The organism is Streptomyces sp. NBC_00663 (assembly GCF_036226885.1).
Lineage (GTDB): Bacteria > Actinomycetota > Actinomycetes > Streptomycetales > Streptomycetaceae > Streptomyces.
The window spans coordinates 8,730,606-8,749,690 of the sequence record NZ_CP109027.1 but is presented as its reverse complement, the minus strand read 5'-3'; the positions used below and the strand labels follow the sequence as shown (position 1 = coordinate 8,749,690).

At 71.8% G+C, this 19,085-nt stretch carries 18 protein-coding genes and 2 pseudogenes; 7 read left to right on the top strand and 13 right to left on the bottom strand.

What is annotated here, in order from left to right:
- Positions 1-49: 49 nt before the first annotated feature.
- Positions 50-912: pseudogene (locus OG866_RS39805) on the bottom strand (reductase); the annotation flags it as partial.
- 32 nt (positions 913-944) lie between these two features.
- Between OG866_RS39805 and OG866_RS39800 the strand changes: the two are divergent.
- Positions 945-1,328, top strand: a pseudogene (locus tag OG866_RS39800) (helix-turn-helix transcriptional regulator); the annotation flags it as partial.
- Here OG866_RS39800 and OG866_RS39795 read toward each other — a convergent pair.
- A complete protein-coding gene (locus OG866_RS39795) occupies positions 1,286-2,191 on the bottom strand; it encodes a DUF3626 domain-containing protein (protein ID WP_329342371.1) in 906 nt (301 codons plus the stop codon). The pseudogene OG866_RS39800 and the gene OG866_RS39795 sit on opposite strands and share 43 nt — an antisense overlap.
- A 100-nt stretch (positions 2,192-2,291) precedes the next feature.
- Here OG866_RS39795 and OG866_RS39790 point away from each other — a divergent pair, with 100 nt between their 5' ends.
- Positions 2,292-2,786, top strand: coding sequence for an FBP domain-containing protein (locus tag OG866_RS39790; RefSeq protein WP_329342369.1), 495 nt, complete (start codon positions 2,292-2,294; stop codon positions 2,784-2,786).
- Positions 2,787-2,812: 26 nt separating this feature from the next.
- Here OG866_RS39790 and OG866_RS39785 read toward each other — a convergent pair whose 3' ends face one another.
- A complete protein-coding gene (locus tag OG866_RS39785) occupies positions 2,813-3,814 on the bottom strand; it encodes a quinone oxidoreductase family protein (RefSeq protein ID WP_329342367.1) in 1,002 nt (333 codons plus the stop codon).
- A gap of 108 nt (positions 3,815-3,922) precedes the next feature.
- Between OG866_RS39785 and OG866_RS39780 the strand changes: the two genes are divergently transcribed.
- From OG866_RS39780 to OG866_RS39770, 3 genes are all read left to right on the top strand, one after another.
- Entirely contained in the window at positions 3,923-4,504 is a 582-nt protein-coding gene (locus OG866_RS39780; RefSeq protein ID WP_329342365.1) for a CGNR zinc finger domain-containing protein, read from the top strand.
- A 194-nt stretch (positions 4,505-4,698) separates the two neighbouring features.
- The gene (locus OG866_RS39775) at positions 4,699-5,934 is read left to right on the top strand and encodes an aromatic acid exporter family protein (protein ID WP_329342364.1); all 1,236 of its coding nucleotides are present in this window, start codon (positions 4,699-4,701) and stop codon (positions 5,932-5,934) included.
- Positions 5,935-6,066: 132 nt separating this feature from the next.
- Positions 6,067-7,278 carry a lactonase family protein gene (locus tag OG866_RS39770; RefSeq protein WP_329342361.1) on the top strand — a complete coding sequence of 404 codons (1,212 nt, stop codon included), beginning with the start codon at positions 6,067-6,069 and terminating at the stop codon, positions 7,276-7,278.
- On the opposite strand, the gene OG866_RS39765 is transcribed toward OG866_RS39770, so the two are convergent.
- The gene (locus OG866_RS39765; RefSeq protein ID WP_329344518.1) at positions 7,246-7,965 is read right to left on the bottom strand and encodes a DUF2470 domain-containing protein; all 720 of its coding nucleotides are present in this window, start codon (positions 7,963-7,965) and stop codon (positions 7,246-7,248) included. The genes OG866_RS39770 and OG866_RS39765 overlap by 33 nt on opposite strands.
- A gap of 97 nt (positions 7,966-8,062) precedes the next feature.
- On the bottom strand, positions 8,063-8,671 hold the full coding sequence (locus tag OG866_RS39760; RefSeq protein ID WP_329342360.1) for a TetR/AcrR family transcriptional regulator: 609 nt from the start codon (positions 8,669-8,671) through the stop codon (positions 8,063-8,065).
- Positions 8,672-8,800: 129 nt separating this feature from the next.
- Here OG866_RS39760 and OG866_RS39755 point away from each other — a divergent pair, with 129 nt between their 5' ends.
- Positions 8,801-10,387: a cytochrome P450 gene (locus tag OG866_RS39755; RefSeq protein ID WP_329342359.1), complete on the top strand. Its 1,587-nt coding sequence runs from the start codon at positions 8,801-8,803 to the stop codon at positions 10,385-10,387.
- A 324-nt stretch (positions 10,388-10,711) separates the two neighbouring features.
- On the opposite strand, the gene OG866_RS39745 is transcribed toward OG866_RS39755, so the two are convergent.
- A complete protein-coding gene (locus OG866_RS39745; RefSeq protein ID WP_329342357.1) occupies positions 10,712-11,539 on the bottom strand; it encodes a pentapeptide repeat-containing protein in 828 nt (275 codons plus the stop codon).
- A 140-nt stretch (positions 11,540-11,679) separates the two neighbouring features.
- Here OG866_RS39745 and OG866_RS39740 point away from each other — a divergent pair, with 140 nt between their 5' ends.
- Entirely contained in the window at positions 11,680-11,880 is a 201-nt protein-coding gene (locus tag OG866_RS39740; RefSeq protein ID WP_329342356.1) for a DUF5999 family protein, read from the top strand.
- A gap of 1 nt (position 11,881) precedes the next feature.
- Here the strand turns inward: OG866_RS39740 and sigJ are convergent, their stop codons facing one another.
- From sigJ to rhaS, 7 genes are all read right to left on the bottom strand, one after another.
- A complete protein-coding gene (gene sigJ / locus OG866_RS39735) occupies positions 11,882-12,775 on the bottom strand; it encodes an RNA polymerase sigma factor SigJ (RefSeq protein WP_329342354.1) in 894 nt (297 codons plus the stop codon).
- A 34-nt stretch (positions 12,776-12,809) separates the two neighbouring features.
- Positions 12,810-13,553, bottom strand: coding sequence for a PIG-L deacetylase family protein (locus OG866_RS39730; protein ID WP_329342352.1), 744 nt, complete (start codon positions 13,551-13,553; stop codon positions 12,810-12,812).
- Positions 13,554-13,593: 40 nt separating this feature from the next.
- Positions 13,594-14,895, bottom strand: coding sequence for an alpha/beta fold hydrolase (locus OG866_RS39725; protein ID WP_329342351.1), 1,302 nt, complete (start codon positions 14,893-14,895; stop codon positions 13,594-13,596).
- 101 nt (positions 14,896-14,996) lie between these two features.
- Entirely contained in the window at positions 14,997-16,022 is a 1,026-nt protein-coding gene (locus OG866_RS39720; RefSeq protein ID WP_329342349.1) for a LacI family DNA-binding transcriptional regulator, read from the bottom strand.
- 79 nt (positions 16,023-16,101) lie between these two features.
- Positions 16,102-17,526, bottom strand: a complete 1,425-nt coding sequence (locus OG866_RS39715; RefSeq protein WP_329342348.1) for a BNR repeat-containing protein — start codon at positions 17,524-17,526, stop codon at positions 16,102-16,104.
- Positions 17,527-17,558: 32 nt separating this feature from the next.
- Entirely contained in the window at positions 17,559-17,879 is a 321-nt protein-coding gene (locus tag OG866_RS39710) for an L-rhamnose mutarotase (protein ID WP_329342346.1), read from the bottom strand.
- 43 nt (positions 17,880-17,922) lie between these two features.
- Positions 17,923-19,002 (bottom strand): rhamnose ABC transporter substrate-binding protein, encoded by a 1,080-nt coding sequence (gene rhaS / locus OG866_RS39705; RefSeq protein ID WP_329342344.1) that lies wholly within the window; start codon positions 19,000-19,002, stop codon positions 17,923-17,925.
- Positions 19,003-19,085 lie beyond the last annotated feature (83 nt).

The window sequence follows — 19,085 nt, the reverse complement described above, 5'->3', positions numbered from 1 at the left end:
ACCTGATCGGGCGGCCTTCGGTCCGTGCCGAGGGCCGCCCGTGCGCCTGTCATCCTGCCGCGTACACGTCCTCGGCGTAACGCCCGTCCGCGATCAGACCGTTCAGCCTCGGCGGCCGTCGCGTCGGCGTCCGGCGTGTGCTTGTGGAACAGGGTACGGAAGGCGTCCCGGACGCCCGGCGCCATTCGGGAGCCGTCGCGCAGACGTACACCCGGGCCCCGCGGGTCAGCGGCTCCCAGACCTCCTCGGCCTCGGCGGCGATCCGGTGCTGCACGAAGAGCACCTCGCCCTCGGGTGCCGCGCTGAACGCGGGCCGCAGCGAGACCGCCCCGGAGGCCTCGGCCGCGCGCAGTTCCTCGCGTGCAGGAAGTCGGCGTCGGGGGCGTCGCAGCCGAAGCAGCAGAGGGCGGGGGCGAGTTCGGCGCCGGACGCGAGGGCCGCCGTACGGTCGGCGATCGCCCCGCGGAAGGGGGCCAGACCGGTGCCCGCCGCGACCATCACCACGGGAGCCGAGCCGTCGATCCGGAACACCTCCCGGCAGGGCTGCACCCGGGCGTACAGCGTGTCGCCGGGTTCGAGGCCGCTCAGACAGCCCGACCCGGTCCCCCGGTACTCGCCCTTGCCCGAGCGGGCCGGGGCCGCGAGCAGGGAGATCATCAGGTCCGCGTGGCGGGGGCCGGTCGCCGGGGACGAGGAGACCGAGTAGTGGCGGGGGCGCAGCGGGGTGAGGAACTCCAGAAGCTGCGGCCAGGTCAGGGCGCCGCGCAGGGCGGGGTGATCCTCGATCACTTCCAGCAGGGTGCGCGGGTCGTCCTGGAGGTTCTCCAGTGCGACACGCTCCGGTGGGCAAGGGTTCGCGGCGGCGAGCGCGGCCGGCTGACCGGCGTTCGGCCGGTCCTGCAACTCGACACTGCCGGCCAATCCGGCGATGGCCGCTGTGTGCGGTACGACACCGGTCGCGGTACCAGGTGTCGGTGCGATGGGAGGCGCCGGGCGGGGTCGAGCGGTACGGGGAGCTGACGGCGGACCCGGTGAGCGGCACCGTGGACGAGACGCCCGCGTTGCTGGTGATGCTGCGGATGCGGGGCGAACGCGAACGGCCCGCCAAGGCTCCCGTCGAGGTCCGGCCGATGGAGGCGCGCGTCCTCGCGCTGCTCGCGGGCGGCGCCAGCACGGCTCACGCCGCCCGGGAGACCGGCCTGACCACGGACGGCGTCACCTATCACCTGCGCCGCCTCTCCGCGCGGTGGTGCGCGGGGACCCGTACGGAACTGGTCGCGCGCGCCTACGCGCTCGGCGTGCTCACGCCCGGAGTGTGGCCGCCGACGCCCGCGTGGGCGGTACCCGCGCCCTCGGGGGCGCCGAAGCGGGCGAGGGTGTGCCAGACCATCTTGAGGTCCTGGAGTTCGTGGCGGCCGGTGCGGGCGGCGTCGCCGATGATCCTCGGGTCGATGTGCCCGCCCTCGGCGATCAGGGCGCCCAGCTCGGCGTATTCCGCGCCCCGGTAGTCCGCGTGCCGCCGCAGCTCTCCGACGCTCAGCCGGTACCCCGGGTGCCACTCGACGGGGCAGGGCAGCAGCCGGGCCGCCGCCTCGACGGGCGTCCCGCGATAGCTCGCGTCGAGGACGAGCGCCTCCACGTCCTCGGCGAGGGTGATGCCGCCGTGGACGTGGGCCTCGACGTAGTCGTTGAGGGCGTCCTGCTCGTCCGCCTCGGCGAGGGCGATCAGGGACATCCCGGCGGCGACGCCGAAGTGGGCGGGCTCGGCCGCGCTGTCGGGGTAGCAGAAGGTGGCCCGGTGCAGCGCCGCGCCGGTCAGCCGGAAGTGCGAGGAGCCGAACCGCGGGGCGGCGCCGACGATCTGGCGGCGGAAGTCCAGCGCGCCGTACACGGGCCGCTCGTGCGGGGCGGCCTCGTCATAGGCACCGCCGAAGATCCGGCTCTCCCAGCGCCAGCGGTCGCCGCCGGGGTGGGCGGTGAGGCCTCCGTTGCTGGTGCCCGTGACGAACTGCGAGTGATAGGCGCCGTCCCGCAGCAGCGCCTCCAGGAGGGGCAGCCCGCCGATCAGCCGGTCGGGGTGGAAGTTCAGCGTGATACGTACGGCGGAATCGACGGCCGGCCCCGCCGACAGTGCCGCCACATGCCGCAGCGCGGCCCGAGCCGGCAGTGACCGGACGCTCTCGTAATTCACTGGCCCCTCCTCGCCGGGGTCGACTACTCTGGCATAACCTAGAGGCACTAGGTAATTCACCCCTAGTTTTTGTCATAAGCAAGACCTACAAGGAGCCCCCATGAGATCGCTGACCGAGCACGACATCCGCGGCGCCTTCGTCAACTGCTCCAAAGGTGAGGCCAAGCGGCTCACGGTGCCGCGTGATCTCGACGAGCTGCCCTGGGCCGACCTGGACTTCCTCGGCTGGCGAGATCCAGGGGCGCCGGACCGCAGTTATCTCGTCGCCGAGCGGGGCGGCCGGGCCGTCGGCCTGAGCATGCGGCTCGCGTCCGCGCACCGGGGCTTTCTGCACCGCAGCATGTGTTCGCTGTGCCTGACCACCCACCCGGGCGGCGGCGTCGCGCTGATGACCGCCCGCAAGGCGGGCGCGGCCGGGCGCGAGGGCAACTCGGTCGGTCTGTACATGTGCAGCGACCTGGCCTGTTCGCTCTACGTGCGGGGCAAGAAGGTGCCGCAGAGCACCCTGCGGATGGAGGAGAGCCTGACCGTCGAGGAACAGATCGCCCGCACCACGGGCAATCTGTCCGCCTTCCTCGACAAGCTGGACGCCTGAGCCGGTCCGGCGGCCAGACGCCCGACTCAGTCCAGGGCGCCCACGGCGAGCACGATCTTGCCGCGGTTCGCCCTGCTCTCCAGCCGCTCGTGCGCGGCCCGCGCCTGCGCGAGCGGCAGCACCGTCTCGACCGGCACGCGATAGGCGCCCGCGGCGACCCGGTCGGCCAGTTCACCCAGGTCGGCGCGGGGGTCGTAGCCCTGCACCTGCAAGTTGGTGAGCTGGAAGCCGTGGATCGTCACGTTCTTCGGATAGAAGTCGCGGGTGTCGATCGTGCTGGGTTCCAGGGCGACGTTGGCGAGCGCGACGACCCGGCCGCCCGGCCCCGCCTGACGCAGACTCCGCCCGAAGGCCGCGCCGCCGACGGTGTCGAGGACGACCTCGGCACCGCGTCCGCCGGTCAGCCGCAGCACCTCCTCGACCTCGGCGTCACCGGGGTGCGCGGAGGTGTCGACGACGACGTCGGCCCCGAACTCCCCCGACCAGGCGGCCTTCTCGGCCGATCCGGCGAGCGCGATCACCCGCGCCCCCGTCTCGGCGGCGATCTGTACGGCCGCCGTGCCGACCCCGCTCGCGGCGGCCTTCACCACCACGGTGTCGTCCTTGCCGACCCGGGCGAGGTGCCGTACGCAGTACCAGGCGGAGAGCCACGCGATGGGCAGGGTCGCCGCCTCGGTCAGGGCCACGCCGTCGGGCAGCGCGACCACCTGGGTGGCGGGCACGACTGCCAACTGGGCATAGAAACCGGGGGACTTCCCGCCGTCCAGGGCGATGACCCGCTGCCCGACCGCGACGCCGGTCACGCCCTCCCCCACCCCGGCGACCACGCCGGACGCCTCGGCGCCCGGGATCAGCGGGGGCCGTCCGGCACGGTGGTAGACGCCGGCCCTGACCAGGGCGTCGACCCGGTTCACCCCTGCCGCGGCCACCCGGACCAGCACCTCCCCCGGGCCCGGCACCGGATCCGGCACCTCCACCTCGACCAGCACCTCGGGCCCACCGAACGCGTCGATCCGTACCGCGCGCATGCCCCACCCACTTCCCCGTCGCAGCTGACACCGTTTGAACTGGTGTCACCTTGCGACACCGGTTGAGGGGGTGTCAAGGTGTGTCCGGCGGCGGGTAGGCTCGGCCCGGTGACCGCGACCAGCACCGACCCCGATCTCGCCTTCCCCTTCATCGGGGGCCGCCCGTGTCTGAACTTCATCGCCACGCTCGGCAAACGGCACGCCACGCCCAAGGAGCGGCTGCCGGACACCGACGCGCTGGCCCGTTGGCTGAGCCAGGCGGAGCTGGCCGCGGGCGGGGAACCGGTCCGGGTCACCGCCCGGGACCTCGCGGACGCCCGGCTGCTGCGCGAGGCCCTCCACCGCTTCGTGCGGGCCGCGATGGCCGGGCGGGCCCCGGAGGCGGCCGACGTGGAACTGATCAACACCACGGCCGCACGTCCCGATCTGGCACCCCAGTGGGGCGCGGTCCGCTGGACGGCCCGGTATCCGGCGCGGGCCGCCCTGGCGACGGTGGCGCGGGACGCCGTACTGCTGGCGGGCGGGCCGCTGATGGCGCGGGTCAAGGAGTGCGAGAGCCCGGAGTGCTCCCTGCTGTTCCTCGACGACTCCCAGGCCCGGCGCCGCCGTTGGTGCTCCATGGAGCGGTGCGGCAACCTCGCGAAGATCGCCGGTTACCGGTCCCGCAGCCGGGCCACCGGCACCGCGTGACCGCCCCGGGTCAGGAGCACCTCGCGCAGATAGTCGTGCGCACCTGTGAGAACCTCGAACTCTCGGGTGTCCGCCATCACTGTTCCCCCCTCTTGCCGCCGACCTGCCGTTGCCAACAATCTGGGCATCCTTGCGGACAGTTACGGTCCGCAATGAGTACGACGATGCACATGTGAAAGAGGGACAGCCTGAGGATGCGAGATGTACGTGAGTGGATGGCGTCCCTTGTGCGCTTCCTGAAGCGGCGCAGGGACCCCGCGGTCGTCCATGCGCTGCGGTCCGCGGCCGCGGCGACGATCGCGTACGTCATCGCGCTGCGCCTGAGTCCCGAGGCGGCCCCGCTCACCGCGCCCCTGACCGCGCTGCTGGTCGTCCAGGTCACCCTGTACGCCACGCTGACCAACGGCATCCGCCGGGTCAACGCCGTGGTGGCCGGGGTGCTGGTCGCCATCGCCTTCAGCCTGCTGGTCGGGCTGACCTGGTGGAGTCTCGCCCTGCTGATCCTGGCCTCGCTGGCGGTGGGGCATCTGGTGAAGGTCGACGAGTACGTGCCCGAGGTGGCGATCAGCGCGATGCTGGTCCTCGGGGTGACGACCGTCGGGGACACCGCGTGGGCGCGGGTGCTGGAGACGTTGATCGGGGCGGTCGTCGGCCTCGGCTTCAACCTGCTGTTCGCGCCGCCGGTGTGGGTGGACGAGGCGGGCGAGTCCATCGAGGGGCTGGCGCGCCGGGTACGGCAGTTGATGCTGCGCATGGGCGAGGAGGCCGCGGGCCGCACGCCCGTCGAGCACGCGAGGGAGCGGCTGCACGAGGCGCGGCGTCTGGACCACGACATCGTCGAGGTGGACGCCGCCCTGCGGCAGGCCGAGGACAGTCTGCGGCTCAATCCGCGCGTCCGCGAGGGCCTGCTGCACCGGGTGGTGCTGCGCACCGGCCTGGACACGCTGGAGATCTGCACGGTCGTCCTGCGGGTGCTCGCGCGCACGCTCGCGGACCTCGCCAAGGAACGTGATCCCGAACGGCTGTTCGCCTCGGAGACGGGTGCCGCGGTCGAACGGCTGCTGTCCGAGATCGCGGACGCGGTGGTCAGCTTCGCCGTCCTGGTCACCGCGCACGTCAGCCAGAGCGCCGAGTCGGCCGAGGAACGGCTCGCCTCCGAGCTGCGGCAGGCCGCGGCCACCCGCGACAAGCTCGCCCAGCTGCTCCTGGAGGAGGTGCAGCGCGACGCCCGGCAGTGGCAGCTGCACGGGGCGGTGCTGACGGAGGTCAACCGCATCCTCGACGAGCTGGACACCGAGCACCGCTCGCGCCGGCTGTTCGAGGAGCTGGACCGCACCTCCCGTGAACAGCGCGAGCGGCTGCCACGGCTCACCAAGCTCCAGGAACGCGTACGCAGGAACCGGCTCACCCTCGCCAGACGTTCCAGGTGACGTGGGCCGATGACCAAGAGCGGCATACAGGTCGACAGCAACGGCGACTGGTAGGGGCGCGTGTTGCACGCGGGACGTGGTCCGGGTCATGGTGGCTGGCGACCGGGTGACCGACCGACCTGAGGTGCGTACATGGGCAGGGGCGACTGGAGCAGGCGTCGGTTCGTCGGCGCGCTCGCGGGAGCGGGGGCGGTGACGGCGCTGTCCTCGTGCGGTGAAGCCGGGCCCGAGGCGTCCCCGTCGCCCCGGGCACCCCAGGCCGCCGCCCCGGAGAGCACCGCCACCGCATCCCCCTCACCCACACCGGCGCCCTCGGGCCCGCGCCCCCTCGCCCTCGGCACCTACACGTCCGTCGAGGACGGCGGCACCGGCATCGGCTTCGCCACGTACGACACCGAGACGGGCCGGGTGACCGCCGGGAGCACGCTCACCGGGGTCGACGACCCCTCGTATCTCGCCCTGCATCCCGACGGCCGCACGCTGTACACGGTGAACGAGCGCGAGAAGGGTGCCGTGACCGCCGTACGGCTCGCCGACCGCGAGGTCCTCGGCAGCCGGAGCACCGGCGGCGGCGCCCCTTGTCATCTGTCGGTGCATCCGGGCGGGCGCTGGCTGCTGAGCGCGAACTACGGTGACGGCAGTGTGGCCGTGCATCCCCTCGACGCCTCGGGGGCGATCGGGGAGCGCGCCGACCTCGTCACGCACTCCGCGCCGAAGCCGGGGCCGGGCCAGGAGGGCCCGCACGCCCACCAGTTCGCCACGAGCCCGGACGGCGGTCATCTCCTCGCCGTCGACCTGGGCACGGACACCGTCTACACCTACCGCCTCGACCAGCGGACCGGGAAGCTCACCGAGGTGGCGCAGGCCCACACCCGGCCGGGGGCCGGGCCGCGGCATCTCACGTTCCATCCCGGCGGGCGGTACGCCTATCTGGCCAACGAGGTCGACAACACGGTCGCCGTCTGCGCCTACGATCCCGGCGCCGGGCGCCTCACCATCGGCGAGGCGCAGTCCACGGGTACCGGTTCGGGCACCAACTATCCGGCGCAGCTCGTGGTGACGCCGGACGGGGCGTACGCCTACCTCGCCAACCGGGGCCACAACAGCCTCACGCGCTATGCGGTGGAGGCGGACGGCGCCCGGCTCAGGCTGCTCGACACCGTGCCGGTCGCCGGTGACTTCCCGCGGCAGATCGCCCTGTCGCCCGACGGGACGCTGCTGTTCGCGGCGAACCAGCGGTCGGGCACGGTGAGCGTGTTCCGGGTGGACGCCGGCAGCGGTCGGCTGCGGCTCGCGGGCAGGCCGTTCGCGTCACCCGTCGCCGTCTGTGCGCTGCCGCTGTAGCGCACGGGGGCAGGAGGCCGAGGCGGCCTGGCCGAGCAGGACGTGCATACGCTCGGTGAGCTGCGCGACGTCGTCGGCGGGCCGGTGGAAGGCCAGGCGTACGTCGCCGTGCGCACGGACGCGTTCGATGCGCAGGGTCAGCCCGTGCCGGTCGACCGCGACGGGCTGGACCTTCACCGCGCCGTGCAGGCTGTCGGGTTCGACGAGCCGGGTGAGACGCTCGACCGCGTCGCCGTGGCAGTCCGCGAGATGCGTCAGCAGCCGGGCCTCGGTGCCGGCCAGCGGGTCGGGCAGGGCGGCGGCGAACTCGTCGAGGTCCACGACGACGGCGCCGGACGGCTGCCGCAGCACGATCCGCGTGGCTGTGAACGCCAGCCGGTCGTCCTCGGGGACGAACCAGCCGGCGAGCCACATACGGGCCCGGATACGGTTGCGCACGGGAACGGGCGAGACGTCGGCGAACTCCAGCACGGCGGACGGCTCTCCGCGCGGTGCGCAGATCGCGGCCGTGAGCATGGCGCTGTCGTCGGGCACGTCGAGGAACACCCGGCCGTCCTCGGCGACCGTGTGCGCGCCGACGAGCTCCTCACGGCCGCCGTCCGCGGTCACCGCGCACGACCATGCGGTGGCGAGCACCGAGCGCACCCGCTCCGCCGCGGACGGCGCGGCCGTCCAGCTGTCACCCATCCCAGCACCCATCCCAGAACCTCCTTAGGTAAGCCTCACCTAACTTATCGGAGATCAGGGTGTACGCCAACCAGCACCCTCGAACCTCCACGGAAGTTCAGACGCCGAGAACTCCCAGCAGCGCACGGGCGCACAGATCGCGCACCTGCTCCCGGGACAGCTCCGAGCCCCTCAGCCACTCCAGACAGACGGCCGTGATGAACGCCAGCCAGCCGCGCACGGCGAGGGTGGTCTCGGGCCGCGCCTCGAAGCCGGCGCCGAACTCGGGGTCGGCGGCCAGCGCCGCCAGAATCTGCCGCTCCTGCGCGGCCAGGGCCTGCTGATAGACCTTGCGTACGGTCTGGTCCCCGGCCGCGTCGGCACGGTGGAAGGCGCGGAAGCCGTGCGCGTGGGCCTCGACGTACTCCAGGAACGTGTCGAGCCCCGCGGCCAGTTGCTCCCGCACCGGGATGCCGGGAACCGCCGCGGTCATCCTCAGCATCCGCGCGCTCTCGCGCTCGACGACCGCCGCGAAGAAGTCCCGCTTGGTCGGGAAGTAGTGGTAGAGCAGCCCGCGCGAGACACCGGCGATCTCGGCGACGCGCTCGATCCACACGTCGTCGTACGGGCTCTCCGAGAACAGCCGCGCACCGACGGCGAGGAGCTGTTCCCGGCGCTCCTCGGTACTGAGCCGGCGGCGGGTGCGCTCCCCCTGGTTGGCGGCCATGCCCGCACCTTATCCCGGCCACGGTTCCTTTACTTGACGCCGGTTCAACAAGGGGACCAGACTTGTGCGCGTTATTGAACCCACGTACAACACGCCCCAACCCGCCCCCGTATCAAGGGAGATCGCGTCATGGCGGAGTCGAGCAACCGGACCGCGCTGCCCAAGGGGTTCCGCAGTGCCGAACAGGGCTGGCCCGAGCTGCACCGGATCCCGCATCCGCCCCGGCGGCTCCCGCTGCTCGGCGATGTGCTCGGAGCGAACCGGCGCACCCCGCTCCAGGACTCCCTGCGCTACGCCCGGCAGCTGGGGCCGATCTACCGGCGCAAGGCCTTCAACCGGGAGTTCGTGTTCGTCTGGGGCGCGCGGCTCGCGGCCGACCTCGCGGACGAGACGCGGTTCGCGAAGCATGTGGGGCTCGGGGTGGCCAATCTGCGGCCGGTCGCCGGGGACGGGCTGTTCACGGCGTACAACCACGAGCCGAACTGGCAGCTGGCGCACGATGTGCTCGCCCCGGGCTTCAGCCGGGAGGCGATGGAGGGCTACCACCCGATGATGCTGGCCGTGGCGGGGCAGCTCACGGACCATTGGGACGGTGAGCTCGCGGCGGGCCGCACGGTGGATGTGCCCGGCGACATGACCAAGCTGACGCTGGAGACGATCGCGCGGACCGGTTTCGGCCATGACTTCGGCTCCTTCCAGCGCTCGCGGCCGCATCCCTTCATCACCGCGATGGTGGGCACGCTGACCTACGCCCAGCGGCTCAACTCTGTGCCGTGGCCCGCGTTGTTGCGCCAGGCCGGGCGCCAGAACGACGCCGACATCTCCTATCTGAACCGCACGGTCGACGACCTGGTGCGGGAGCGCCGGAAGGCCGGCGGCGGGGACGGGGATCTCCTGGACCGGATGCTGGAGACCGCCCACCCGGAGACCGGTGAACGGCTGTCCTCGGAGAACGTCCGGCGCCAGGTGATCACCTTCCTGGTCGCCGGGCACGAGACCACCTCGGGCGCGCTCTCCTTCGCCCTGCACTACCTCTCCCGCCATCCGGAGGCCGGGGCCCGCGCCCGCGCGGAGGTCGACCGGGTGTGGGGCGACACGGAGACGCCCGGCTACGACCAGGTGGCCAAGCTGCGTTACCTGCGCCGGGTCCTGGACGAGTCGCTACGACTGTGGCCGACCGCTCCCGCCTTCGCCCGGGAGGCCGTCGAGGACACGGTGCTGGCCGGGGAGCATCCGATGCGGCGGGGCGCGTGGACGCTGGTCCTCACCCCGATGCTGCACCGCGACCCCGAGGTGTGGGGCGCGGACGCCGACCGCTTCGACCCGGACCGCTTCGACCCGAAGGCCGTACGCAACCGCGCCCCGCACACCTTCAAGCCCTTCGGCACGGGGGCGCGGGCCTGTATCGGCCGGCAATTCGCCCTGCACGAGGCCACGCTGGTGCTCGGGCTGCTGCTCCGCCGCTACGAGCTGCGCGCCGACCCGGCCTACCGGTTGCGGGTGACCGAGCGGCTCACGCTGATGCCGGAGGGCTTGCGGCTGGGCCTGGAGCGGCGGCGGACGGGGATGCCGCCGGGCACGGCCGCGGCCGGGGAGGCGGAGGAGGTGCCGGGGGCGCGGAGGCCGGCGGCGGAGCCGGGGTGTCCGGTAGCTCGCGTCGGCGACGAGGCGCCGGGCGCGGAGGCGCGCTGCCCTGTGCGCGGGGCGGGCGATTGATCAAGACGTGCCGCTGTCCCCTGCCGGCCCTCAGGGCGGGAGACCTGGCCGCGGCGCTCAGGCCGCCGTCCAGTGCCCCGGTCGCGACACCGATCCCGGCAGCCGTGTGCCCTCGCTCCCCCGCGCCGCGTTGAGCTGCGGCTGGGTGAGGAGCATGCGCCGGGGGCGCGGAGGCCGGCGGCGGAGCCGGGGTGTCCGGTAGCTGGCGTCGGCGACGAGGCGCCGGTCGCGGAGGCGCGCTGCCCTGTGCGCGGGGCGGGCGACTGATCAAGACGTGCCGCTGTCCCCTGCCGGCCCTCAGGGCGGGAGACCTGGCCGCGGCCCTCAGGCCGTCGCCCAGTGCCCCGGTCGCGACACCGATCCCGGCAGCCGTGTGCCCTCACTCCCCCGCGCCGCGTTGAGCTGCGGCTGGGTGAGGAAGAAGGCGTCGGTGAGGTCGGCGTCCGTGAGGTCCGTGTCGCGCAGGTCGGCGCCGATCAGGTCCGCGCCGCGCAGGTCGGCGCCGGTGAGGTCGGCGGCGATGAGGTAGGCGCCGCGGAGGTTCGCGCCGCGCAGGTCGGCGTTCCTGAGGCGGGCGCCCATCAGGTCCGCGCCCCGGCGGTCCTTCTTCTTGCCTCGGGTGCCGGCCCGGACCAGTTCGCTGGTCCGCAGCAGCAGCACGTTGACCTTCTGGCGGTGTGCGGCGACATCCAGCTCGCCGAGTTCGTCCGGCGTGCCGCGGGTGAGGTCCTCCGTCTCCGCCAGCAGGGTCCGCACATCGGCGTGGACCGGCTCGGCGGCGGGGAGGGCGAGCGCCTCGGTGAGGTACCAGAGCAGCTCGTGCAGCTGGCGCACGACCGGGAACACGTCGAACATACGGCGCGCGTGATCACCTCCGGCGCCACGCCAGTCCTCGCCGCCGAACGTGACCTGCGAGACCTTCTGCCCGGCGCCGAAACAGTCGTAGACCGTGCAACCGGTGTAGCCCTCCTGCCGCAGCCGGGCGTGGATGCCGCACCGGTGGTCGCCCTGGAGGTTGGGGCAGGGCTTGCCGGCCGGCTTGTCCCGGGCGAAGTCCGCCGAGGCCGCGAAGGGCAGGGCGACACAGCACAGCCCGAAGCATCGGGCGCAGTCACCGCGCAGGCCGGCGGAAAGGGCTGTCTGATCTTGCATGCGTCCAGGATACGGAACGGAAACTCACCGACGAGTTTCCGGCGTTGTGGGGGTCCCCTCATCCAACGGAAAACAAGTTCGGCTACCACAGAGACATGAGCCGACCCAGGCAGGAGCCCATCGCAACGAGGAGAGACGTCATGTGCAGCCACCAGCCCGCGTGCCCCGCCGCCGAGCGCCCCGACCACCACTGCGCGGTGATCGTCTCGGCCCACCCCGAACAGGGCTGGAGCCTGCTGTGCAACGGCACCATCGTCTTCGACGACACCGGTGAACTCCTCCCGGACGGGCGGGCGGTGAGCCCGCACCGCCCGGTCGGCGCGATGCTGGTGGCCGTCTGACTCAGCCCTGCGAACCCGGCATGCCGAGGCCGGCGAGCCGCTCGGGGTCGGCCAGGATCTGCATCTCGGTGATCCGGCCGTCCACGATGGTGATGCCCATGACCGAAAGCAGCTGCCCCTCGGACACGTTGACCATCCCGACCGCGCCGTTGACCAGTACGAGCTCCGCGAACTGGGCGAACTGGCGGAACAGCAGGGCCTGTTCGGCGACCGGCTTCGCGCCGCGCACCAGCTTGGACGCCGCCGCCCCGCCTACCAGTGCACCGGAGTCGGTCCGCAGCAGGACGTCCGGGTGCAGGACCGCGAGCAGGGCCTCGAAGTCCCCGCCGCGGGCGGCGCTCAGGAAGGCGTCGACGACCTGCCGCTGCCGGCCGAGGTCGGGCTCGGCGGACGGGGTGGCGCCCTTGACCCGGCGCCGGGCGCGACTGGCCAGCTGCCGGGTGGCGGCCGGGGTGCGCTCCACGATCGCCGCGATGTCGTCGAAGGGCACGGCGAACATGTCGTGCAGCACGAACGCGAGCCGTTCGGCGGGCTCCAGGGTCTCCAGGACCACGAGGAGGGCGAGGCCGACGGAGTCCGCCTGGAGCACCTCCTGCTCGGGGTCGACCCGCGAGAGCGGGGTGATCACCGGGTCCGGGACGTAGGTGTCGTCCAGCGGGTCCTCGCGGCGCGTGGTGCGGGAGCGCAGCATGTCGAGGCAGACCCGGCCGACGACCGTGGTGAGCCAGCCGCCGAGGTTGCGGATCTCGTCCGTGTCGGTACGGCCCAGCTTCAGCCAGGCATCCTGGACGGCGTCCTCGGCCTCGGCGAGTGAGCCGAGCATGCGGTAGGCGACCGCCTTGAGATGCTCCCGGTGCTCCTCGAAGCGGTCCGCCAGGACGTCGGTGTCACTCATGTTCTCCCCCGTCATGTTCTCCCCGTTCTCCTTGTCATCTGCTGAACAGCTGGAAGGCCACGGCCGGTGTCCCGCCGAAGCGCTCCGCCGTCCGCTCCGCCACTCCGGTGAGGAATCCCCGGACGTAGGTCTCCGGGTCCTCGTCCGTCAACGCCTCGATGTACGCGCGGTGTTCGAGCAGTGAGTGCACCGCGCGCTCCAGCCCGGGCGTGGCGTCCACGGCGTGGGTGGCCGAGGCCGATCCGGCGACGGCCACCCAGCGGACGCCGTTCCACGGCTCCAGGCCCTGTTCCACCAGCTCCGGGAAGATCCAGCGGTTGCCCGCGTCACCGGCCGCGTCCAGGGTGGCCCGGCCCACCGCCACATGGTCCGGGGTGTTCCAGGCGAAGCCGCCCCAGGTGTCCTCGTGGTTGAGGGTGATGACCAGTTCCGGCCGATGCCGGCGGATCGCGGCGGCGATGTCCCGGCGCAGGGCGGTGCCGTACTCGATCACCCCGTCCCGGTGGTCCAGGAACTCCACGGCCGACACCCCCACGACCGCGGCACTGGCCCGCTGCTCCTGCTCGCGCAGCGGGGCGCACTTGGCCGGCTCCAGGGTGTCGATGCCCGCCTCGCCGCGGCTCGCCAGGACGTAGGTGACCTCGCGGCCCGCGTCGGTCCAGGCGGCGACGGCCGCGGAGCAGCCGTATTCGAGGTCGTCCGGGTGCGCCACGACCGCGAGCGCGCGCTGCCAGTCCTCTGGCATGGGCTGGAGTTGACTGATCGTCGGCTCTGTCATGGGTGCAGACTAATCCGCGCCGCCGACATCGCCACCGGGATTACGCCTCGTCACGGGTGAGGGCCAGCAGCCGGTCGAGGACGCGCGGGCCGCCGGCCCGGACGCCGTCGTGCTCGAACTCGTCGGTGACCCAGGTGCGCAGTCCGCGGACGGTGCGGGCGGTGTGGAGGGAGTGGGCGGTGTCGACGTACATGTCGTCGTGGTAGACCGCCGCGGCGACCGGGACCTCGTTGGCGGCGAGGCGATCGGCGTCGTAGAGGGGCCGCCAGTCGGTGCGGGCGGCGAGGAGTTCGGCGGTTTCGCGCAGGGGGCGCAGCGCCGGGTCCGTGTCGAACATCCAGGGGTGGATCGACTCGCCGGTGAACAGCAGCGGTCCGTCGCCGGCGAGCGCCTTGGCGGCCTCGAACTGCGGGAACTCGGCGCGGACACGTTCCGCCGACCATGCGGTGGGGCGGTTGTCCTGGCCGTAGATCGCCTCGTGGACGAGCGCGTAGAGGGGGTGGCCCGCGTACGACAGGAGGCCCTGGACCTCTTCCTGGAAGGCGTCGGAGAGGGCCGGGCCCTGCGGGGTGCGGACGAAGGCGTGTTCCAGGAGGAAGTGCAGCCGGTGGCTGCCCTCGCCGCCGCCGAGGACGATGCCGAGCGACTGGAAGGCCTCGACGGTCAGGCGGTAGCCGTTGGGCAGGACGACCTCGTGGTGCAGGAGGTGCTCGGCGATCCGGCGGGCGCGCTCGACGTCCTGCGGGTAGCGGGCGTAGTGGGCGGCGACCTTGCGTTCGATGCGCGGGTAGGCGGCCCGGTAGACGTCGTCGGCGTGGGCGTCGAGGGAGGGCAGGCCACCGGTGATCACGGCGGCGCTGAGCCCTTCGGGGGCGACGGAGAGGTAGTTGACGGCGCAGAAGCCGCCGAAGCTCTGGCCGAGGACGGTCCAGGGGGCGCCGCCGGTGAGTTTCGGGCGGATGGCCTCGCAGTCGCGGACGATCGAGTCGGAGCGGAAGTGCGTGAGGTAGTCGGCCTGTTCGGCCGGGCCGCCGCGCAGCGGGAGGGTCTGGCGGTTGGCGGGCGTGGAGTGGCCGGTGCCGCGCTGGTCGAGCAGGAGGACCCGGTACTCCTTGAGGGCGCGGCCGAGCCAGGCCGGGCGTCCGACGAAACGGTTCGCGCCGAAGCCGGGGCCGCCCTGGAGGTAGACCAGCCACGGCAGGTCCTGCCGCGCCTTGTCACTGGCGACCACTTCACGGGCGTAGAGCTCGATCGTCTCGCCCGAGGGGGCGTCGTGGTCGAGGGGCACGGTGAAGTGGTGGTCGGTGAGGACGACACCGGGCTGGCGGTAGGTCGCGGTCAACGGGGCTCCCGGGACGGACGGACGTGCGGACGCGTCCCAGTTCAGCACATGTCCGTCCGATATCCGATCCCCGGGATCATGAAATCGTACTGAACCCCGGATCAGCGGGCGGACAGGCTGGAGCGCCGGACGACCAGCTCGGGCTGGAGCACCACCCGGCGGTGCTCGTGCCGTCGGGGGCCGGGCTCCGTCTCCGTCTCCTCCAGCAGCAGCTCGGCGGCCAGGGCGCCCATGGTGACGGCGGGCTGGCGGACCGAGGTGAGCGGGACGGCCGCGGCGGCGGCGAACTCGATGTCGTCGTAGCCGACGATGGCGAGGTCGTCGGGGACGTTTATCCCGGCCGCGTACATGGCCTGGAGGACGCCGAGGGCGAGCAGGTCGTTGGCGCAGAAGACGGCGGTGGGCCGGTCGGCGAGGCCGAGGAGACGGGCGCCGGCGTCGCGGCCCGCGGCGACGTCGAGACGTTCGGTGGGCAGTTCGCGCAGCACGTTCGGGGCGAGGCCCGCCTCGGCGATCGCGTTGAGGGCGCCGGTGCGACGGTCGCGGACCTGGTTGAAGCCGGGCGGGCCGCTGACGTACGCGATGGAGCGGTGTCCGGCGTCGATGAGGTGCCGGACGGCGAGGGCGCCGCCCGCGACGTCGTCGACGGAGACCGAGCACTCCGTGGTGCCCTCGGCGACGCGGTCGACGAGGACGAAGGGGATGCCGTGGCGCCGGAAGCCCTGGATGTTGCGGCCGGTCGCGTCGGCGGGGGTCAGCAGCACACCGCGGACCCGCTGCTCGGCGAAGAGCGAGAGGTACTCGGCCTCCTCACCGGCGCTCTCCGCGCTGTTGCAGACCATCACGCCGAGCCCGGCGTCCCGCGCCGCCCGCTCGGCACCGCGCGCGACGTCCACGAAGAAGGGGTTGCCCATGTCGAGGACGAGCAGCCCCATGATCCGGCTGCGTCCGGCGCGCAGCTGGCGGGCGGACTCGCTGCGGACGTAGCCGAGCCGGTCGATCGCGGAGAGCACACGCGCGCGTGTCTCGGTCGCCACCGAGTCCGGGCGGTTGATGACGTTGGAGACCGTGCCCACCGACACTCCGGCGGCGCGGGCGACGTCCTTGATACCCACCGACTGCGACATCGGGCAGGAACCTCCAGGTGAAAGAGGGGCGGCGGGCAGGCCATCACATTACCGGCACGCCGCCCCGGAGCGACCCTGATCAGGCGGGCAGCGCGAAGTCGACGACGTGGAGCGCCGACGGTGTCGTACCGCTGGACTTCTCCTGGTACATCACCGACAGGACGTTGTCCTGGGCGATGCGCGTCTCGTCGATCACGACCTCGCCGAAGGCGTTGAGGCCACTGCCGTCGTACAGGAGCGTCCAGTCGGTGTAGCCGGAAGCCTTGGAGGCGCCGGCGATCCGGCCGAACGGGAAGATCGCGTAGGCGTTGTCGTACTTGTCCAGGATCAGCTTGGTGCGCTGGCTGGAGCCCAGCGGGACCGGGATCTCCGTCTTCTGCCAGGTGCCGGAGGAGTTCTTGCGGACGTGGAAGGCGCGGCCGTTGGCGGTGCGGTCGGTCACGTAGTTGGTGGTGCACTGGCCGAAGCGGCCGGGTACGTAACTGATGATCGCGTGCGGCAGACCACTGGAGTCGGTGAACTGGCTCTCCTGGTTCATCAGGGAGTGATCGGGGTTGAGCGAGTCGATCACCAGGCCGCTGTCAGTGACGGCGACCTTGTCGGAGCCTCCCGTCGTGCCGACGACCGTGCCCGCGTTGTTGCGCCAGGTACGGCCGCGGTCGTCGGAGTAGACGTAGCCGGTGTCGTGGTTGGTGATGCCACCGCTGTTGCACATCACGGCGCCGTTCTGCTCGCGCCAGGTGAAGAACGAGTGCAGTCGGCCGTTCTTGTCGTAGTCGATGCCGTGCAGGTACATGTTGCGGGCCGTCGAGGAGCCGTGCTCGCTGGTGTAGGTGCCGGTGGAGCTGGACCACTCCCCGAGGTTGGTCCAGGTCGAACCGTCGTACTCCGCCAGCGCGTTGCGGCCGTTGCCGGAGATCGCGACCCGGTAGCTGAGCTGGAGCTTGCCGTCGGGGGTGGAGATGAACTGGGGATAGGTGAACTGCGAGGTGAGGGCGAGACCGTCGAGCGTGGACTGGGGGGCGCCGAAGCGGGCGGCGGTCCAGCTCAGGCCGGACGGGTTGTCCATGAGGCCGGCGACGGACTTGACGTAGGTGAAGCCGTCGCTGTGCGAGTCCATGTTGAGGTGGAGCCGGCCGTCGACCTTGGAGACGCCCATGGAGATGACGTTGTGCGAGTCGCTGGCCTTGAGGGTGTGACCGACCTGGACCGTCGACCAGGTGCTGCCGCCGAGGACGCGGCGCCCGACGACGGCGTTCTTGTCGGCCGTGTACCAGACGGCGTACTGGTAGCCCTTGTAGGTCAGCAGCCCGTTCTTCTGGAACGAGTTGTTGTTGACCAGGCCGTCGTAGGACACGAAGAAGACAGCCGAGCTGTCGAGCGTCGTGCTGCCGGTCCTGGTGACCGAGGGGCCGGGGTCGGCGGCGCGGGCGGTGCCGCCGGTGAGCGCGGAGGTGGACATGGCGGTCACGATGGCACCGGCCAGCAGCGTACGTCTTCTCATGGAGCGGCTCCAGATGATCCTGATGGGGAGGGTCAGGCGAGGTGGAACACTTCGGTGAGCGGTTTCATGGCCTCGTCGGGCCGGGCGCCGTCCAGCGACTCGAAGAACGGCGCCATCTCTTTCTGCCAGCGGGCGTTGACCTCGGCGGCCTCCATGCCGGCCTGGGCGGCGGCGAAGTCCTCGGTCTCCAAGTAGCCGACCAGCAGGCCGTCTTCTCTGAGGAAGAGCGAGTAGTTGTGCCAGCCGGTGGCCGAGAGCGCGTCGAGCATCTCGGGCCACACGGCGGCGTGTCGTTCGCGGTACTCGTCGAGCTTGTCCTGACGGACCTTGAGCAAGAAACAGACGCGCTGCATGAAGTACCGCTCCTTGACAGGGAGTTGAGAACCGAACGGTCGATCAGAAGTTGAACTGGTCGATGTTCTTGGCGTTGAAGACGGTCGGCTTGCCGAGGTTGATCACGCCGTCCTTGCCGATGGTGTACGTCGTTCCGCCGGCCTTGAAGGTCTCGCCCTCGGCGCCGGTGATCTGGCCGGAGACCAGGGCGACGGCCGTCTGCGCGGCCAGCGCGCCGAGCTTCGAGGGGTCCCACAGCTCGAACGCCTCGACGGTGCCGTTCTTGACGTACTTGCGCATGTCGTTGGGGGTGCCGAGGCCGGTCAGCTTGACCTTGCCCTTGTACTTGGAGCCCGACAGGTACTGGGCGGCGGCCTTGATGCCGACCGTGGTCGGGGAGATGATCCCCTTCAGGTTCGGGTACTCCTGGAGCAGGCCCTGGGTCTGCTGGAAGGACTGCTGGGCGTCGTCGTTGCCGTACGCGGTCTTGACGAGCTTGATGTCCTTGTACTTGGGGTCCTTCAGCTCGTCCTTCATGAAGTCGATCCAGGTGTTCTGGTTCGTCGCGGTCTGCGCGGCGGACAGGATCGCGATCTCGCCCTTGTAGTCGATCTGTTCGGCGAGCAGCTGCACCTCGGTGCGGCCGAGGTCCTCGGCGGAGGCCTGCGAGACGAAGGCGTTGCGGCAGTCGGCCTTGGTGTCGGAGTCGTAGGTGACGACCTTGATGTCGTTCTTCATGGCCTGCTTGGTCGCGGTGCACAGGGCGCCCGGGTCCTGCGCGGAGATGGCCATCGCGTCGACCTGCTGCTGGGTGAGCGTGTTCACGTACGACACCTGACCGGCGGTGTCGGTCGCGTTGGACGGGCCGACCTCCTTGTAGCTGGAGCCCAGCTCCTTCAGGGCCGCCTCGCCGCCCTTGTCGGCGGAGGTGAAGTACGGGTTGTTGACCTGCTTGGGCAGGAAGCCGACGGTCAGGCCCTTCTTGGTGGCCGCGTTCGGGTCGGCCTTGGCGGTGGAGGCCGCGGAGGCCCCTTCGTCGGCGACGTCCTTCTTGGTGGTACCACCACAGGCGGTGAGGGCGAGCGCGAGCGAGGTTCCGGCGGCGAGGGCCGCGCAGGCACGGCGGAGGGATGACTTACGCATGACGGTTTCCTTTATGACGAGGGTGAGTGAAGTGTTTTTTTGGGGGCGCGGGGAACTGCGCGACCAGCCACAACGGACCGGCA

Bases quoted from the DNA above. Each gene is read 5' to 3' on its own strand.
- OG866_RS39790 (WP_329342369.1), top strand. From the start codon at position 2,292: ATGAGATCGCTGACCGAGCACGACATCCGCGGCGCCTTCGTCAACTGC.
- OG866_RS39785 (WP_329342367.1), bottom strand. From the start codon at position 3,814: ATGCGCGCGGTACGGATCGACGCGTTCGGTGGGCCCGAGGTGCTGGTC.
- OG866_RS39775 (WP_329342364.1), top strand. From the start codon at position 4,699: ATGCGAGATGTACGTGAGTGGATGGCGTCCCTTGTGCGCTTCCTGAAG.
- OG866_RS39770 (WP_329342361.1), top strand. From the start codon at position 6,067: ATGGGCAGGGGCGACTGGAGCAGGCGTCGGTTCGTCGGCGCGCTCGCG.
- OG866_RS39765 (WP_329344518.1), bottom strand. From the start codon at position 7,965: ATGGGTGACAGCTGGACGGCCGCGCCGTCCGCGGCGGAGCGGGTGCGC.
- OG866_RS39760 (WP_329342360.1), bottom strand. From the start codon at position 8,671: ATGGCCGCCAACCAGGGGGAGCGCACCCGCCGCCGGCTCAGTACCGAG.
- OG866_RS39755 (WP_329342359.1), top strand. From the start codon at position 8,801: ATGGCGGAGTCGAGCAACCGGACCGCGCTGCCCAAGGGGTTCCGCAGT.
- OG866_RS39745 (WP_329342357.1), bottom strand. From the start codon at position 11,539: ATGCAAGATCAGACAGCCCTTTCCGCCGGCCTGCGCGGTGACTGCGCC.
- OG866_RS39740 (WP_329342356.1), top strand. From the start codon at position 11,680: ATGTGCAGCCACCAGCCCGCGTGCCCCGCCGCCGAGCGCCCCGACCAC.
- sigJ (WP_329342354.1), bottom strand. From the start codon at position 12,775: ATGAGTGACACCGACGTCCTGGCGGACCGCTTCGAGGAGCACCGGGAG.
- OG866_RS39730 (WP_329342352.1), bottom strand. From the start codon at position 13,553: ATGACAGAGCCGACGATCAGTCAACTCCAGCCCATGCCAGAGGACTGG.
- OG866_RS39720 (WP_329342349.1), bottom strand. From the start codon at position 16,022: ATGTCGCAGTCGGTGGGTATCAAGGACGTCGCCCGCGCCGCCGGAGTG.
- OG866_RS39715 (WP_329342348.1), bottom strand. From the start codon at position 17,526: ATGAGAAGACGTACGCTGCTGGCCGGTGCCATCGTGACCGCCATGTCC.
- OG866_RS39710 (WP_329342346.1), bottom strand. From the start codon at position 17,879: ATGCAGCGCGTCTGTTTCTTGCTCAAGGTCCGTCAGGACAAGCTCGAC.
- rhaS (WP_329342344.1), bottom strand. From the start codon at position 19,002: ATGCGTAAGTCATCCCTCCGCCGTGCCTGCGCGGCCCTCGCCGCCGGA.